Origin of the sequence: Frankia alni ACN14a, assembly GCF_000058485.1 — a bacterium.
Lineage (GTDB): Bacteria > Actinomycetota > Actinomycetes > Frankiales > Frankiaceae > Frankia > Frankia alni.
On record NC_008278.1, the window covers coordinates 3,984,515 to 3,999,275 of the forward strand.

At 75.0% G+C, this 14,761-nt stretch carries 17 protein-coding genes and 1 pseudogene; 8 read left to right on the top strand and 10 right to left on the bottom strand.

What is annotated here, in order from left to right; all coding sequences use genetic code 11:
* Positions 1-2: 2 nt before the first annotated feature.
* Positions 3-377, bottom strand: coding sequence for a fluoride efflux transporter FluC (locus FRAAL_RS16200; RefSeq protein ID WP_041940614.1), 375 nt, complete (start codon positions 375-377; stop codon positions 3-5).
* Entirely contained in the window at positions 374-988 is a 615-nt protein-coding gene (locus FRAAL_RS16205; RefSeq protein WP_083866811.1) for a fluoride efflux transporter FluC, read from the bottom strand. The genes FRAAL_RS16200 and FRAAL_RS16205 overlap by 4 nt, the downstream gene beginning before the upstream one ends.
* 387 nt (positions 989-1,375) lie before the next feature.
* On the opposite strand from FRAAL_RS16205, the gene FRAAL_RS16210 reads away from it, so the two are divergent.
* Positions 1,376-2,257, top strand: coding sequence for a TIGR03620 family F420-dependent LLM class oxidoreductase (locus tag FRAAL_RS16210; RefSeq protein WP_041940616.1), 882 nt, complete (start codon positions 1,376-1,378; stop codon positions 2,255-2,257).
* A 120-nt stretch (positions 2,258-2,377) separates the two neighbouring features.
* On the opposite strand, the gene FRAAL_RS16215 is transcribed toward FRAAL_RS16210, so the two are convergent.
* Positions 2,378-2,659, bottom strand: a complete 282-nt coding sequence (locus FRAAL_RS16215) for a GlsB/YeaQ/YmgE family stress response membrane protein (RefSeq protein ID WP_009738533.1) — start codon at positions 2,657-2,659, stop codon at positions 2,378-2,380.
* 251 nt (positions 2,660-2,910) lie between these two features.
* Here FRAAL_RS16215 and tatA point away from each other — a divergent pair, with 251 nt between their 5' ends.
* The 5 genes from tatA to FRAAL_RS16235 all read left to right on the top strand — a co-directional run bounded on the left by tatA (position 2,911) and on the right by FRAAL_RS16235 (position 7,218).
* Complete coding sequence (gene tatA, locus FRAAL_RS30485; protein ID WP_085949674.1) at positions 2,911-3,264, top strand: Sec-independent protein translocase subunit TatA; 354 nt, start codon at positions 2,911-2,913, stop codon at positions 3,262-3,264.
* Positions 3,265-3,398: 134 nt separating this feature from the next.
* A complete protein-coding gene (locus FRAAL_RS36375) occupies positions 3,399-3,530 on the top strand; it encodes a hypothetical protein (protein ID WP_505474308.1) in 132 nt (43 codons plus the stop codon).
* Positions 3,531-4,488: 958 nt separating this feature from the next.
* Positions 4,489-5,139 (top strand): DsbA family oxidoreductase, encoded by a 651-nt coding sequence (locus FRAAL_RS16225; RefSeq protein WP_011604851.1) that lies wholly within the window; start codon positions 4,489-4,491, stop codon positions 5,137-5,139.
* Positions 5,140-5,180: 41 nt separating this feature from the next.
* Positions 5,181-5,804: an HD domain-containing protein gene (locus FRAAL_RS16230; protein ID WP_011604852.1), complete on the top strand. Its 624-nt coding sequence runs from the start codon at positions 5,181-5,183 to the stop codon at positions 5,802-5,804.
* A 100-nt stretch (positions 5,805-5,904) separates the two neighbouring features.
* Positions 5,905-7,218: an APC family permease gene (locus FRAAL_RS16235; RefSeq protein WP_041940618.1), complete on the top strand. Its 1,314-nt coding sequence runs from the start codon at positions 5,905-5,907 to the stop codon at positions 7,216-7,218.
* A 55-nt stretch (positions 7,219-7,273) separates the two neighbouring features.
* On the opposite strand, the gene FRAAL_RS36380 is transcribed toward FRAAL_RS16235, so the two are convergent.
* The 6 genes and pseudogenes from FRAAL_RS36380 to FRAAL_RS16260 form a co-directional block, all read right to left on the bottom strand.
* On the bottom strand, positions 7,274-7,777 hold the full coding sequence (locus FRAAL_RS36380; protein ID WP_011604854.1) for an LLM class flavin-dependent oxidoreductase: 504 nt from the start codon (positions 7,775-7,777) through the stop codon (positions 7,274-7,276).
* Positions 7,764-8,111, bottom strand: a pseudogene (locus FRAAL_RS36385) (LLM class flavin-dependent oxidoreductase); the annotation flags it as partial. The pseudogene FRAAL_RS36385 and the gene FRAAL_RS36380, both read right to left, overlap by 14 nt.
* A gap of 187 nt (positions 8,112-8,298) precedes the next feature.
* Positions 8,299-8,793 carry a hypothetical protein gene (locus FRAAL_RS16245; protein ID WP_011604855.1) on the bottom strand — a complete coding sequence of 165 codons (495 nt, stop codon included), beginning with the start codon at positions 8,791-8,793 and terminating at the stop codon, positions 8,299-8,301.
* Between the two features lie 500 nt (positions 8,794-9,293).
* Complete coding sequence (locus FRAAL_RS16250) at positions 9,294-9,812, bottom strand: GNAT family N-acetyltransferase (protein ID WP_083866812.1); 519 nt, start codon at positions 9,810-9,812, stop codon at positions 9,294-9,296.
* Positions 9,813-10,066: 254 nt separating this feature from the next.
* Positions 10,067-10,927 (bottom strand): class I SAM-dependent methyltransferase, encoded by an 861-nt coding sequence (locus FRAAL_RS16255; protein WP_011604857.1) that lies wholly within the window; start codon positions 10,925-10,927, stop codon positions 10,067-10,069.
* A 25-nt stretch (positions 10,928-10,952) separates the two neighbouring features.
* Positions 10,953-11,261, bottom strand: a complete 309-nt coding sequence (locus FRAAL_RS16260; protein WP_157892118.1) for a DUF4158 domain-containing protein — start codon at positions 11,259-11,261, stop codon at positions 10,953-10,955.
* A 438-nt stretch (positions 11,262-11,699) separates the two neighbouring features.
* Here FRAAL_RS16260 and FRAAL_RS16265 point away from each other — a divergent pair, with 438 nt between their 5' ends.
* Complete coding sequence (locus FRAAL_RS16265) at positions 11,700-12,788, top strand: site-specific integrase (protein WP_011604859.1); 1,089 nt, start codon at positions 11,700-11,702, stop codon at positions 12,786-12,788.
* A gap of 79 nt (positions 12,789-12,867) precedes the next feature.
* On the opposite strand, the gene FRAAL_RS33090 is transcribed toward FRAAL_RS16265, so the two are convergent.
* Positions 12,868-13,089, bottom strand: coding sequence for a hypothetical protein (locus FRAAL_RS33090; protein ID WP_157892119.1), 222 nt, complete (start codon positions 13,087-13,089; stop codon positions 12,868-12,870).
* A 539-nt stretch (positions 13,090-13,628) separates the two neighbouring features.
* On the opposite strand from FRAAL_RS33090, the gene FRAAL_RS16270 reads away from it, so the two are divergent.
* Positions 13,629-14,666, top strand: coding sequence for a hypothetical protein (locus FRAAL_RS16270; RefSeq protein WP_011604860.1), 1,038 nt, complete (start codon positions 13,629-13,631; stop codon positions 14,664-14,666).
* Positions 14,667-14,761: the final 95 nt, after the last annotated feature.

The window sequence follows — 14,761 nt, forward strand, 5'->3', positions numbered from 1 at the left end:
GGTCAGTCCCACAGGGCGCGGGCGAGAGCCACGCCGGCCGCGGCGGCGCCGACCCCGACGAGCAGGCTGGTGGCGACGGTGAACACGGCGAGGCGGCGCTGGCCGCCCTCGGCCAGGCGCAGGATCTCGTAGGACAGCGTCGAGTAGGTGCTCAGCGCCCCGCACAGCCCGGTGCCGACCAGCAGCGCCACCCGCGACGAGGCGGCGCCGGCGCCGACCGCGCCGGTCACCAGGCCGAGCACGGCGCTGGCGACCGTGTTCACCGTGATCGTGCCCCAGGGCGGCGGGCTGTCGTGGCGGGCCTGCACGGCCCGGTCGGTGAGGTAGCGCAGCGGGGCGCCCACCGCCGCGCCGAGGATCACCAGCAGCCAGCTCACCGCCGTCGCTGCCCGGGCCGCAGCAGCCGGCGGGTCGCGGCCGTGGCCGCCCACACCGCGGCGAGCGCCACCGTCGGCGTCAGCACCAGGGCGGCCAGGGCCAGCAGCGGCCGACCGTCGTCGAGGAGCCCCTCGACGTCGACGGCGTAGGTGGAGAACGTGGTGAACCCGCCGAGGATCCCGGTGCCGAGGAACGGGCGGGCCAGCGGGTGGGCGAGGTGGCCGGCGGCCAGCAGGGCCATGAGCACGCCGATCGCCGCGCAGCCGACGGCGTTGACCGCCACGGTGGTCCAACCGAACGCCCCGGGCTGGGTCGGCCAGGCCAGCGCCGCGCCGTAGCGGGCGCAGGCGCCGAGGGCACCACCGGCAGCGATCACGCCCAGCAGCGGCACCGGGTGGGCGCGCAGTTCGGCGCGCTGCGCCGGCAGGTGCAGGTCGACGTCGGGATCGGCCGCGTCCGTGGCGTCCTCGGGATCGACTGTGGTCTCGGGATCCGTCGCGACCTCGGCTCTGGCTCCTGTGCCCGCTGGGGCCGCGGTGGCGGGGGCGGGGGCGGCGCAGACGGCGGGCCGCGCGCGGGGGGTGCGTCGCGGCGCGGGCCGCTCGGCCATGAGGTTCCTCCCTGCGTGGGCGGGCGACCGGCGGAGTCGGGCGCGGCGGTGTACACGCAGGGACCGTTGGCGGCGCGTCGCCGCGGTTCGACCACGGCGGGCCCCACCGCCGCCGGCAGCCGCCGCAGGGCGGGCACCGTCCGGGGCGACTCTACCGGTCGACGAGGCGGCCGCCGGCCTGCCCTCGCGGTCCGGTGTCACCGGGTTCGGGGTGGCGGCAGATCACGAGCGGATTCGCGGCCCGACCCCCGCCCCACCCTGTTAGATCGCCGTCGTACACTAGGGCGAATGTGTTCGGTGTCCGTCGAACACATCGTGAGGGAGGTCCGGGCCGAGCGAGGGCCCGAGGCCGGCGCCGGCAGCGGCGCGGACGAGAGGAGAACCGTCATGGCGGTGTTGTTGGGGCGGGTGGGCGTGTGGTCGCCGTCGTTTGCCTGGACCGAACCGGACGCCGTCGCCGCGGCGGCGGCGGAGCTGGACGCCCTCGGCTACGGCGCGCTGTGGCTCGGCGCCGCCGCGGCGGACCTGGCCCTGCCCGAGCAGGTGCTCGCCGCCAGCAGCCGGCTGGCCGTGGCCACCGGGATCGTCAACGTGTGGACGACCGAGCCGGCCCCGCTCGCCGCCGCCTACCATCGCCTCGACGCCGCCTACCCGGACCGGTTCCTGCTCGGACTCGGCATCAGTCACGCCCGGGTCGTGGCGGGACTCGGCCGCGAGTACACCCGGCCGCTGGCCCACCTCGGGCAGTTCCTCGACGGGCTGGACGGTGCCGACACGCCGGTGCCCGCCCAGGCGCGGGTCCTTGCGGCGTTGCGGCCCCGGGCACTCGAGCTGTCCGCGCGCCGTGCCCGCGGCGCCCATCCCTACCTGGTCACCCCCGAGTACACCGTCGCCGCCCGCGCGGCCCTCGGCGACGGTGTACTGCTCGCCCCCGACCAGAAGGTCGTGCTGGCCACCGATCCCGGCGACGCCCGCGCGCTGGCCCGGTCGAACCTGCAGTACTACCTCACCATGCCCAACTATGTCGCCAACCTGCAGACCCTGGGCTTCGACGCCGACGACGTCGCCGGGTCCGGCAGCGACCGGCTCGTCGACGCCCTCTACGCCTGGGGCACCCCCGCACAGGCCGCACAGCGTGTGCGTGACCATCTCGACGCCGGCGCCGACCACGTCGCCGTGCAGGTCATCTCCGCCGACGTCGACCTGGCCGCCCGCACGGGCCGTCCCACCGTCGAGCAGTGGCGCGCACTGGCCGCCGAACTGCTCTGATCCGCGCGGCCCGCCTGAACCGACGAGGCCCGGCGCCCCGGGAGCGGGGAGCCGGGCCTGGTGTCGTGGCCGGGACGCGGCGGGTCGGCGCAGATGCGGCGGGTCGCCGGGGGCGGGGGGTCAGCGGTGCAGCGCGTGGCGGCGTCCGCCCACCGCCCGCCAGACCAGCAGCACGACGATGGCGCCGAGGATGGACCCGACGACGCCGGAGGGCTGCAACGCCCCTTCGCCGAAGTCCTTGTCGAACAGGACGTAGCCGAGGAAGCCGCCGACGAACGAGCCGACGACGCCCAGCAGGATCGTGGCGGGGATGCTCATCGGATCGGGTCCGGGCACGAGCAGGCGGGCCACGGCCCCCGCGATGAGACCGAGTACCACCCAGGTGATGAGGGTCCAGAGCACAGCGGGCCTCCGACAGGTGAGGATCAGCGGCGGGGCTGCCGATGATCGGCGATGAGATCGACGCCGGTGTACCCGCCGCCGACGATCCGTCAAACATCACCGCTGTGGTCGGACGGGCGGGACGGGCGGGACGGGCGGGACGGGCGGGACGGGCGGCCGGATGCCCCCGCCCGTCGCCACGCCGGCGCGGCCGGCCGTAGCATGCCCTCGAGGCCGGCGGTGGGTCCGACCCCGTCCGTAGGATGGTTTTCGTGGGTGACATCGGTACGCCTGAGCTGCTCATCATCATCGTCGTCGTCGTGGTGCTGTTCGGGGCGAAGAAGCTGCCCGACGCCGCCCGCTCCCTGGGCCGCTCGCTGCGAATCTTCAAGTCCGAGATCAAGGGTCTGCACGACGACGACCACCCCGCTGCGGTCGCCACAGCTCCCGGCGCGCCCGTGAACCCCGCCGTCGTGCACCCCGCCGCGCCGACGGTGACGGCGCCGGCCCCGGCCGTCGACACCGCCCCGCCGGTTCCCGCCGCTCCCGGTGCCGCCGCACCGGTCACCGGGCCGGCGTCGACCGCGGACAGCGCCGCGGACGGCCGGCCCACCGGGTCGCGCTGACGCCTGGCCGGTGGGCCCGACACCGATCCCGTACGCCAGGACCTGACCGCCGAGGCGATCCGGCTGACCCGGCTGCTCCGCGCCCTGCTGCCGGGCGACGGTGAGGTGGCCGGGTGGCCGATCTGTTGGCGCTGATGCTGCTCACCGCGGCCCGCCGTACCCTGCGCGTCGCGGCGAACGGCGAACGGGTCCCCCTCGGCGAGCAGGACCGGACTTCACGCCCCCTTCGAACACACCCCTGCCACGCAGGGAGTGGGTCTGCGTAACCTCGCTCCCGGCGGTGCCGGTACCCCTCGGGATCGTCCAGCGCCTGGGCGTAACGGAATGGCCGATGCTGGTCGGGCGCCGCGGCCACCAGATCGGGCCCCGGGGCCCCGGGCGGATGTGCCGGGCGGATGCGGCGGCCCGGTGCGGCGGCGGATGCGGCGGCCGGACGTGCCGGGCGGGCGCCGCCGGGGGGTGACCGGACGTGGCTCCCGGTCCGGGGTGGCATGGACGCACCGGTCCCGCGCGCCGCGGACCGCCCACCGGCACGAGCCGCTCCGGCTGCGGCACCGGGGCGTCCGCCCGTGCCGCGGGCGCCCACACCCCACCGGAAACACCGCGCATATGCATCGCCATTGGCGAGGGAATCGGCGACCGGCGCCGGGCGGGTGCCGATTGGCGCCGATTCCCGCCGTGGCCGGCGCACAGACGCCGCGGTGGACGCCGCCCGCGGCGGTTCGACCCGGCCCCATCGCCCTCGGTTCGCCGCCTGTGGGCTGACCTGCGCCGTCGCGCCGGCCCGCCGTCGGCGCCACCCGTCCGGGCGTCGGGCGCCGGGCGTGGCGGCGGCACACCCGGCCGGCCGCACCCCGGCGATGCGAACCGATCCCGCCCGATCCCGCCCGATCTCGCCGCCGCACGCGCACAGCACGGACCATGCCGCCGTCGGCCGTTCACCGCGCAGGATGGCGAACACGGGCCGCGGCGCACCCCGACCCGGGATCGACCCGGGATCGACCCGGGCCGGGTGGGCGGGGTCGTCGGCACGCGGCCCTGTCCGATGTGGGTTCCCGTGGGCGGTGTGCGCGGTTCATCAGTAGCGGGCAGGCCGCGGTGCAACGCCGGTGGTGTTCACTCGAACCGGTGGCGACGCCGAGGGTCCGCCGTGCTGCGGTGCACCGATCGTCGGAGCCTGGGAGCCGCGGACGAGACGCGGTGAGAAGAGGATGGTGATCCGCCGTGCGTGTGGACATCTGGAGTGACGTCGTCTGCCCGTGGTGCTACGTCGGCAAGGCCCGGTTCGACCGGGCGCTCGCCGCGTTCGCCCACCGCGACGAGGTGCAGGTGCGCTTCCACTCCTACGAGCTGAACCCGACCCTGCCCCGGGGCCGGTCCGAATCGCTGCTCGTCGCCCTGGCCCGCAAGTTCAGCGACGTCCCGGCGGCCGAGATCGAGGGCATGGAGCACCGCGTCGCCGACGCCGCCCGCCAGGAGGGGCTGGCCTACCGCTCCGACCGGCGCAACGGCAACACCTTCGACCTGCACCGGGTCCTGCACCTGGCCGGCGAGGCGGGCCGGCAGGCCGAGGCGGTCACCGCCCTCAACCAGGCGCATTTCGGCGCCGGCCGGGACGTGTTCGACCACGACATCGCCGTCGAGGTGTTCACCTCCGCCGGTCTGCCGGCCGCCGAGGTGCGCCGGGTCCTGACCGGCGACGACTACGCCGAGCGGGTGTTCGCCGACGAACGTGCCGCCCACGACATGCGCGTCACCGGCGTGCCGTTCTTCGTCGTCGACCGCACCCTGGCGGTGTCCGGGGCGCGCCCGACGGACCTGTTCGCCCGCACCCTCGACCAGGCCTGGGCACGCCGCGCCCAACGGGTGGCGTGAGGCCCGGTCCGCCGCGCCCCGCGCTCGGGTACCGTCCTGCCATGGTCATCACGCCGCAGCCGTCGTGGGACGTCGCCGTGGACGCCGACGAGCTGCACCGCCGACACGCGCCGACGCAGCCGGCGTTCACCCTCGTGCACACCCACTGCCGCATCGTGTGGGACATCGCCGCCGGGCTGCTGGCCGCCGGCGCCGCGCCGGCGGCCGACGCCGGGCTGGTGCGCACCGGGGCGCTGCTGCACGACATCGGCGTCTACCGGCTCTACGACGACGCCGGCCAGCTCGATCACGCCCAGTACCTGCGCCACGGGGTGCTCGGCCACGAACTGCTCGCCGCCGACGGCCTGCCCGAGACCGTCTGCCGGTTCGCCTCCTGCCACACCGGCGTCGGGCTGACCCGCGCCGACATCGCCGCCGGTGACCTGCCGCTGCCGCCGGGGGACTACCTCGCCCAGACCGTCGAGGAACGGCTGGTCATGTACGCCGACAAGTTCCACTCCAAGAGCCGTCCGACGAGCTTCCTGACGGTGGACGCCTACCGCGGCCACGTCCGCCGTTTCGGCGCGGACAAGGTGGCCCGGTTCGACGAGCTGACCGCCGAGTTCGGAGTGCCCGACCTCGCCGCCCTCGCCGCCCGCCACGGCATGACCGTCCACAGCGGCTGAGCGGCGTTTCACCCCCCGTCGGCGCCCTGCCCGCCGGCCGCGGCCGGTTCCTGCGCCTGTGGGGCGAACCGCCGGGCGCGCCCGGGGCGCCGGCGACACGATGACGGGCATGGACGCGGCCGGTGCGCCGAGCGTTCCCGGGCGGCTCGTGCGCCGCCTCGGGCCGGGTGACGCGGTGATGATCGGGCTCGGGGCGATGATCGGCGCCGGGGTGTTCACCGCCTTCGCCCCCGCGGCGCGCGCGGCCGGGTCGGGGGCGGGCCTGCTGGTGGCGCTGGGCCTGGCCGCGGTCGTCGCCTACTGCAACGCCACGTCGTCGGCGCGCCTCGCCGCGCGCTACCCGACGTCGGGCGGCAGCTACGTCTACGGCCGCGAACGGCTCGGGGAGCTCTGGGGGTACCTCGCCGGCTGGGCGTTCGTGGTCGGCAAGACGGCGTCGTGCGCGGCGATGGCGCTCACCGTCGGCGAGTACGCCTGGCCGGCGCACCGGCATGCGGTGGCCGTCGTCGCGGTCGTCGCGCTGACCGCGGCGAACCTCGCCGGGGTGCATCGCAGCGCGCTGCTGACTCGGCTGATCGTCGCGGTGGTGCTCGCGGTGCTCGCCGCGGTCGTCGTGGCCTGCCTGGCCTCGGGCGCAGCGGACCCGGGCCGCCTCGCAACGGACGCGGACGGTGGAGCGGTGAGGGCCGGCGGGGTGCTGCGCGCCGGCGGGCTGCTGTTCTTCGCCTTCGCCGGCTACGCCCGCGTCGCCACCCTCGGCGAGGAGGTCCGCGACCCGGCGCGCACGATCCCCCGCGCTGTCGCGACCGCGCTGACGATCACCCTCGTCGTCTACCTGCTGGTCGCCGTCGCGGTGCTGGCCGTGCTCGGTCCGCAGCGGCTGGCCGCGGCGGGCGCCCCGCTGGCCGACGCCGTGCGCGCCGCCGGTGCCGGGGGGCTCGACGGGGTCGTGCGGGTCGGGGCGGTGCTGGCCGCCGCCGGGTCGCTGCTCGCGCTGATCCTCGGGGTGTCGCGCACGACGCTGGCCATGGCCCGCGACGGGCATCTGCCCGCCACGCTGGCCGCGGTGGCCCCCCGCGTCGGCGTGCCGCATCACGCGGAGCTGGCCGTCGGCGCGGTCGTCGCCGTGCTGGCGGGGCTGGCCGACCTGCGGGCGGCCATCGGGCTGTCCTCCTTCGGGGTGCTGGTCTACTACGCGGTCGCCAACGCCAGCGCCTGGACGCTGCGCGCCGAGGAGGGCCGCCCGGCGCGGGTGGTACCCGCCGCCGGCCTGGTCGGCTGCGCGCTGTTGGCGTTCGCCCTGCCCGTCCCGGCGGTGCTCGGCGGGCTCGGGCTGCTCGCCGTCGGACTGGCCATCCACGGCCTGCGCCGCCTGGCCCGCCGGCGCGCCACGGGGGCACGGCGGGGTTCGTAGCCTGCGCCGGGCCGATGGAGGGTGGCCGGCCCGGCGCAGGCTCCCGCCGGCGGGCTCAGCGCACGAGGGCGGCGAGGGTGTCGACCTGCGCGGGGTCGTCGGCATAGCAGTAGAGCACCAGCTCGTCGGCGCCGAAGTCGGCGTAGGCGGCGACCGTGTCGACGATCTCGCCGGGGTCGTGCAGCGGCTCGCCCCACCCCGGCCGGCCGGCGAAGGCGTAGTAGTCCGCGATGGCCCGCCGCGCACGGGTGAGCGTGTCCGGCCCGCCGACGGCCACGTTGACCTGGCAGACCAGCCGCGGCCGCCCGCCGCGCCCGGCGGCGGCCCACTGCTCGCCCAGCGCGTGGACCAGCGGCCCGGCCCAGGCCAGCGGTGCCGCGCAGACGAAACCGTCGCCGTGGCGCGCGACGCGGCGCAGCGCCGCCGGGGCGAACCCGCCGACGAGGATCGGCGGCCCGCCCCGCCGTCGCGGGACGCGGCCCGATCGGGGCGCCGTGGTAGGGCTGGCCGGCCCAGATCGCGCGCAGCGCGACGAGCTGGTCGTCGAGGATCCGCCCACGGCGGTGCATCGGCGTTCCCGCCGCGCCATGGTCGTCGGCGCGGCCGCCGACGCCGACGCCGAGGACGAACCGGCCCGGTGACATCCGGTCGACGGTGGCGACCTGCTTGGCCAGCAGCGCGGTGGCCCGCAGCGGGCCGAGCAGGACCTCGGTCTGCAGCCGGATGCTGGTGGTGGCACCGGCGAGGGTGGCCAGCGCGACGAGCGGCTCGGGATTGTCGAAGGCGAGCCGGTCGAGCAGCGCCAGGGAGTCGAAGCCGGCCGCCTGCGCGCGGACGGCCCAGTCGAGCAGGCGGGCGGGGTCACTGATGGGCAGGCCAAGACCGAGGTCCATGATGATCTCCGAAAGGTGGGCAGCCGACACTGCTGTCGCCACCTCCTGCTCGCCCGGGCGAGCAGCCGGCTCCCTCTGCGACGTGGTGCGCGGAGCACGGCAAGCGGAGTTCCACCACCAACCCTACCCGAGCGCCACCTTCGGGGCACCCGCCCCGCCGGTCCGCCGGCCGCCGTCGCGGGCGGGGTCAGCGGGCCCACGGGTCCTGCACCGGCATGGGCACCCCGTGGCGTCCCGTCATCCGGGACACGGCGAACGCTGCGATCTCCTGCAACGCGACGTCACCGAGCCGGCGGATCCCGGCGACCCCCGCGGCGACGCGCTGCTCGCAGGCACGGGCGCCGGCGTCGTCGCCGACCAGCCGGTAGGCGTCGGCGAGGTCACGCAGCAGCGTCGGATAGAACGCCGGCAGCGGCAGGGGCAGCCCGCGACGCGCTACCTGGAGCTCGCGCACGTGCTCCCCGGCGCGCAGCGCCCGCAGCAGCCAGGCGAGCCGGTCGTGCTGATCGTCCTGCAGGGCCGCCATCGCCAGGGCGCAGTCGGCGCGCAGGGGCGCGTCGTCGACCGGGCTGAGTTGCCGCCACACGGCGGCGAGCAGGCTGCGGGCAGCCTGCCGCCGCCCGCCGCGGGCCAGTTCGAGGCCACGTTCGATCTGCTCCGCCCGTGGATCCGCCTGATGCATGCGCCGCCCTCCCCTCTGCGGCCGCCACGGCGGCGGCCGGTGAACGCCGACGGCGCTGACGATAGGGCCGCCCTCCGACAGTTTTCGCCCCGTCGCGTCGGTGGAGCGGGCCGGGACGCTGGTGTGCTCGGGTGCAGGTCGCGTCCGGCCGGGTGGTGGCGGTCCGGTTTGATGAAGCTGCCCTGATGTTGATGCGAATCGTCGATGCAGGAAGGTCCCCGCGGGCAACAGGGGACCTTCTCTGTCCCGGTCGCTCGCCTGGACCAGCAGGACGGCTGTTTCGGGAAGTGCTGCACAGGCCTTACGGGTCTGACGAAACAGCATCTGGAACGAGCAAAGCCGACTGTCCGCCTCCGTGGATCGGCCTCGGACCCTCCCGGTGGGATCCGGACGACTTGCGGGCGGTCCGCCGCATCAACCGAAACCGGCGATCAGTGGTGGGTGTCACGGGGCGTGGGCCGGCGACGGCCCCGGGGGGCGGGGGATCGCGTCCTGGCCCGTCACAGGGCTGTGGCGTAGATGCGTACCTGCTGGCCTGAGCGGGCTATGGCGTCGCGTTCGTGGGCGAGACCGGTCTTCTCGGCCACACGTTGGGAGGGCGTGTTGTCCGGGTGGATGATCGCAACGAGACGCCTGATCTCGAGGACGTCACGGGCGAGGTCTCGGCAGGCGGTGGCAGCTTCGGTGGCGTAGCCGTGGCCCTGGGCATCGATGCGGACGTGGTAGCCGATCTCGATGTCGGTGGTTCCTTCGACTTCCTGGGGGGTCAGGCCACAGTCGCCGACGAACTCGCCGGTGGACCGCAGCGTGACCAGCCAGAGCCCGAAGCCTTCCTGCCGGTAGAGACGCTGGTTCCAGTCGATCCAGGCCAGGGCCTCGTCGCGGCCTTTGGTACGCGGGTAGTACCGCATCACGTCCGGGTCGCCGAGGAGCGCGGCCATGTCGTCGAGGTCGTCGGTGGTCATCGGGCGGAACGCGAGCCGCGAGGTCGGAGCCGGGATGCGCTGCTCGTGATTCACAAGGAAACCCGCTCTCTCGCCTCAATCACCTCCTCATTGTCGCCTTTCTGCCGTATGCCGGTGGTCCCTGACGTCTCGGACCGGCAGGGCAAGGTGGCCATCCAGGACCACACCGCCCGCTTCCGGCTCGTGCCCCAGCTCGCCAAGGTGCTCAGCGTGCCGACGCCCGCCGCTCGTCGTCCACGAACACAAACGGCTCGGCCGCGGCATCGAACTCGCCATGCTCACCGAGGAGCGGAAAGCCTTCGACGTGCTCAGTGCGCCGTGCGCACCGCCGAGACCAGTGCGCCGGTGCCCTCGTCCTGCTGCGACGGGGTGAGCAGCGGACGCCCGTAGGCCGCGGCGCGATCACGCAGGGTGAAGGTCTCCGCCTGCCAGCCGAGGCCGTCCAGCCAGCCGACCGGGTCCTCCGGCATCTCCGAGACCCACATCGACGCTGCCGATCCCGCAGCGGCGTCCCCGCGGAAGCGTTCGACCACACCGCGCGTGCCCAGTGTCAGGCCCATCCTGCTGCCTGCGGCGGACAGCGCGCCGACCCGTTCCAGCAGCGACTGCACCGCGTCGGCGGGCAGATAGATCAGCAGTCCCTCGGCGATCCACACCGTCGGCTGCGCCGGATCGTGCCCGGCGGCGGCCAGGGCGCCGGGCCAGTCCTCGCGCAGGTCGACCGGGACGGTGATCCGCTCGCAGCGCGCAACGGCCCGCTCCTGACGCAGCACCGAGGCCTTGAAGCCCAGCGGTTCGGCCGTGTCGACCTCGAACAGCCGGGTCCCCGTAGGCCAGTCCATCCGGAAGGCCCTGCTGTCCATCCCGGCTCCGAGCAGCACGACCTGCCGGACGCCGGACGCGACCGCCCGGTTCAGCAGGTCGTCCAGGAACTTCGTCCGGATGACGATCGAAAGGGCCACCTCGAGCCAGCGGCGCCGCGCCGCCTCGTCCGCGCGCGGGGGCGACAGCGTCCCGGGGCCTCTTCCGCCGGCCGTGGCGAAGGCCAGCGCCAGCGGGTCCCGGAACAGCGGCTGCTCGCGTGCCGTCTCCATCGCCCTCACCCGGGCCACGCCCACGGCTGTGGCCCACACCCCGGACGGTTCGACCCGGCCCGCCGCATCAGTCATGCGTTCACCCTAGGCCACCGGGGCGTCACACCGGCGCGGTGGGAAACAGCGCTCCGGGGGCCAGGTCCAACCTGATGGCGACGACGTCCGGCAGTCCCAGCGCGGTGCGGAGATGACCGGCCACCGCGTCGGGATCCTCGTCCAGGCCAGGGAAACAGCGCATCCGCTGACAGCACTTCAGCCCTATCACCAGCACGAGGAAGGTCTGGTCAGCGGTCGTCCTCCCTCGCGCCCAGCCGACCTCGCCCACCGTGGGTGTGAACGGCTCAACCAGCTCCCGCGCCGCGACGGTTCCGCGGAACCTCGGGTAGGCGGTGCGGTCGATCGATGCCAACACACACCTCGACGATCACGGGGCCAGGATGACGGAATCCCAACGATCCCTCTCAAGGCAACCCCCGCTGGTTTCTACCAGCGGGGAAACAAGGACGCGGCACGTCTCGTTCGTATTCCGGCCCCACCCCGCCGACGCGGCCGCGTTCACGGGCGGCGGCCAGGGGCCACTCGGGGCGACCGTGACCGGCACGAGCCCGCAAGCCCGCGCAGGTCCGCGACCGCATGGGCGAGTGCGCCCACGGGCCCATGCCTTGTTCCAGCGTCACCTGGCCGGCCACACAGCCGTTTCCGCGGGCCGATCGACGCCGTCCGTGGCACCAGGGGCCCACACAACAGCTCCTGGCTCCACCGCCACCAGCGTCGTCGCCGGGGCGAACGCGGCCGACGCGGCACTAGGGTGGGTCGTGATGACGCTGCACCGCCGGTCCGTGCCCCGGTGAACGACGAGAACGGGCGGTCCACCGCCACCGACATCGCCGGCACGGTCGGCGCGGGCCCGGTCGACGCCGACATCGACGACGTGGCGCGGCCGCTGCCCGTGCCGATGCCGGGCGGATCGACCGCCGGAGGCGCCGCGCCGCTCGCGCTGCCCGCCGAACTGGCCGCGCGCGTCGGCGACTACGCCCGCGCGTCACGGTCGGCGTCGACGTGGCGCGCCTACGACAGCGACCTGCGCCAGTTCCGCGCCTGGTGCGCCCGCCGGCCGGCCGCGCCCAGCGCCCTGCCGGCGACGGCGGCCACCGTCGCCGGCTACCTGGCCACGCTTGCCGACGCCGGCTACAAGCCCTCGACGATCCGTCGCCGCCTCGCCGCGATCTCCGTGGCCCACCAGCTCGCCCAGCATCCCAACCCGGCCGCCGCCCCCGAGGTCGGCGCCGTCTGGGACGGCATCCGACGCACCCGCGGGGTGCGCCCCACCCGCAAGACCGCACTGGACACCGACCTGCTCACCCGGGTCGTGGCGGGCCTGCGCGACGACGACCTCGCCGACATCCGCGACCGGGCCCTGCTGCTCGTCGGTTTCGCCGGCTGCCTGCGCCGCAGCGAACTGGTCGGCCTCGACGTCGCCGACCTGGTGGAGACAGCCGACGGTCTCATCCTCACCGTCCGCCGGTCCAAGACCGACCAGGAGGGCGAAGGAGCACTCGTCGGCATCGCCTACGGCTCCTACCGGCCGACCTGCCCGGTGCGGGCGTGGCGGGCCTGGGCGCAGGCGGCCGACCTGCGCCAGGGCCCGGCGTTTCGCGCGGTCAGCCGGCACGGCCACGTCGGCGCGACGAGGCTCTACCCCGGGTCGGTGGCCCGCGTGGTGCAGCGCCGCGTCGCCGCCGCGGGCCTCGACCCCGCCGACTTCGCCGGCCACTCGCTGCGCTCGGGATTCGCCACCGCCGCCGCCCGCGCCGGCGTCGCCGACCGCTCCATCATGCGCCAGGGCCGCTGGCGTTCCTCGGCGTCGCTGGACGGCTACGTCCGCGCCGGGCGCCTGTTCGACCGCGACAACCCCTCCGGCCGCGTCGGCCTGTAGAACCCGGGGGCGGTAGGGCCCAGGGCGGTAGGGCCCCTGGGGCGCAGGGCCGTCGGGGCCTGCTCACCCGGCGGGCGTGTCAGCGCCGCCGGAACCTCTCGACGGCGCAGGCGACACCGACACCCCAGAGCTGGAGGACGACGGCGCCGAGATCGGCCAGCCCCGTGCGGACCAGCCCGACCGCGGCCACGGACGACGCGACGATCATCACGCCGCCGCACCAGCCACCCCCACCCGGCCCGCCCGGCCCGGTGCGGACCCGACTGTCGCCGCCGCCGCGACGCGTACGTGCGGCGACCACCCGCGCCGACCGACGACCCCCGACGGTGACGCAGCGTCGCGCCGTGGAGGGCCGATCGTGGGCCCGGGGGAGTGCGGTACGGCTGCGGACGGTGACGGCAAGCCGGCAGGTGCGGGGAGCGCGGCCGCAGCGCGCGCGAGGGTGGCGCGACGGGCGGGGGCCACGCGGGCGAGTGCGCGAACGGGTACGCGGGCGGCGGCGTGTCATGAGGGCTGCTCCTCGCTCGGGCGCGTCCGGCGGGTTCCGACCCGACCGGGTGGGTCAGGGCTGGCCGGGTCACCGACGACACCGTCGACAACGTCGGCGTCGATTCCGGCTGTGCGTACCCTTCTTATCGAGCGGCACGAATGCATGGCAAGACGCCGCATCAACCGTCGGAGAGGACGTCCGTGGCGCCGGGGAATGCGACATCGAATGTTGCATTCAGCCTGCCGTGCCGTATGCGGCCGGTCGATCACACCAGCCCGATACGGCACCGCGTGCCATATCGGATGTCGGGGCCTGCGTGCCCGGGAACGAACGGAGAGTGAGGAAGGCGCATGTCGGGTCAACCGCAGCAGGAGCCGGTCACGCAGGCAGGATCCCCGCTCGCGCTGCTGCTGCAGGATCGTTACGAACGGTACAAGCGCCACGGAGTGTCACTGGGTGCGATCGCTCGCTACCTGCAACGCCAGGGAACAACAGCGGAACAACGAAATCTGGCGGCCAAAATCGGCCGCTTCTTCCGCGACGGTTCGGGCGCGCCGTCGCAGCGCTGGTCCTACCTGGCGGCAGAGATACGACTCGGATATCCCGAGGAGGAACAACAGGCGCAACTCGAGGCCTGCGCCGAGCTGTATCACAGAGCTTTTCCGGCCGCGACGGACTGCCCGTACGGAGGTTCCCCCGAGTTGTCCTTCGAGGACTATGTCCGGCGCAACATCGAGGAGTCGATGCGGATACTGGGGCGGTCCGGCGGCGCCGAGGACCTTTCCGACGAGGACCTGCGCCTGGTGGCCGAGCGGCTCATGCCGCTGCTCGACGGCGCCAGTCTGTTCAACCCCTGCCTGCACTGGATGTCCACACTACGTGACAATCCAGAACGTGGACGTCACCCAGAGGACCTCCTGGCCATCACACAGTGCGACGAACAGCTGGCCGCCTTCGACCGACAGCTCGCCACGGTGACGCGCGGCGCGGCCGACCGGCTGCGTCTGGCCATCCGCGAGCATCGCGCCGCGCACCGCCGGGCCCTGGCCCGTCCCGACGCCCCTGCCGGTCTCGCCGGCGCCGATCCGACGACCGGCCTGGACGCGTCGACCGGCGCCAGCGGGCCAGGTCCCGCCGGCGCCACCCTGCCAGCCCCCCACGCCCTGCCAGCCCCCCATACTCCGCCGGCTCCCCACCTCCCGCCCGCCCTGCCGGACCCGGTGACCCCGCCGGCGCCGGCGTCTGCCTGGCGGTGGCTGCGCACCTCGCCGCCACCGACCCACCCGAAGCTCGGCCCCGGCCCGGGCACGGACCGTGCCCCAGCGGTCGCGGGTGAGCAGGGCATCGGTGACGCCGACTCGTCGGGAGGTGAACCCGCCCAGAGCTGAGGCCGACCAGCACCCGCGGCCGCCGTCGCGGCGGGACGGCCGGCCGATCGCCCCGGGACGACCCCTGGGAGACCTGCAGCATGGTCATGTTCTCG

What these genes read in the sequence shown, in the direction of transcription:
- FRAAL_RS16255 (WP_011604857.1), bottom strand. Translation starts at nt 10,927, where the DNA reads ATGACTGATGCGGCGGGCCGGGTCGAACCGTCCGGGGTGTGGGCCACA.
- FRAAL_RS16235 (WP_041940618.1), top strand. Translation starts at nt 5,905, where the DNA reads ATGACGGGCATGGACGCGGCCGGTGCGCCGAGCGTTCCCGGGCGGCTC.
- FRAAL_RS16230 (WP_011604852.1), top strand. Translation starts at nt 5,181, where the DNA reads ATGGTCATCACGCCGCAGCCGTCGTGGGACGTCGCCGTGGACGCCGAC.
- FRAAL_RS16245 (WP_011604855.1), bottom strand. Translation starts at nt 8,793, where the DNA reads ATGCATCAGGCGGATCCACGGGCGGAGCAGATCGAACGTGGCCTCGAA.
- FRAAL_RS16270 (WP_011604860.1), top strand. Translation starts at nt 13,629, where the DNA reads ATGTCGGGTCAACCGCAGCAGGAGCCGGTCACGCAGGCAGGATCCCCG.
- FRAAL_RS36375 (WP_505474308.1), top strand. Translation starts at nt 3,399, where the DNA reads ATGCTGCTCACCGCGGCCCGCCGTACCCTGCGCGTCGCGGCGAACGGC.
- FRAAL_RS16210 (WP_041940616.1), top strand. Translation starts at nt 1,376, where the DNA reads ATGGCGGTGTTGTTGGGGCGGGTGGGCGTGTGGTCGCCGTCGTTTGCC.
- FRAAL_RS16205 (WP_083866811.1), bottom strand. Translation starts at nt 988, where the DNA reads ATGGCCGAGCGGCCCGCGCCGCGACGCACCCCCCGCGCGCGGCCCGCC.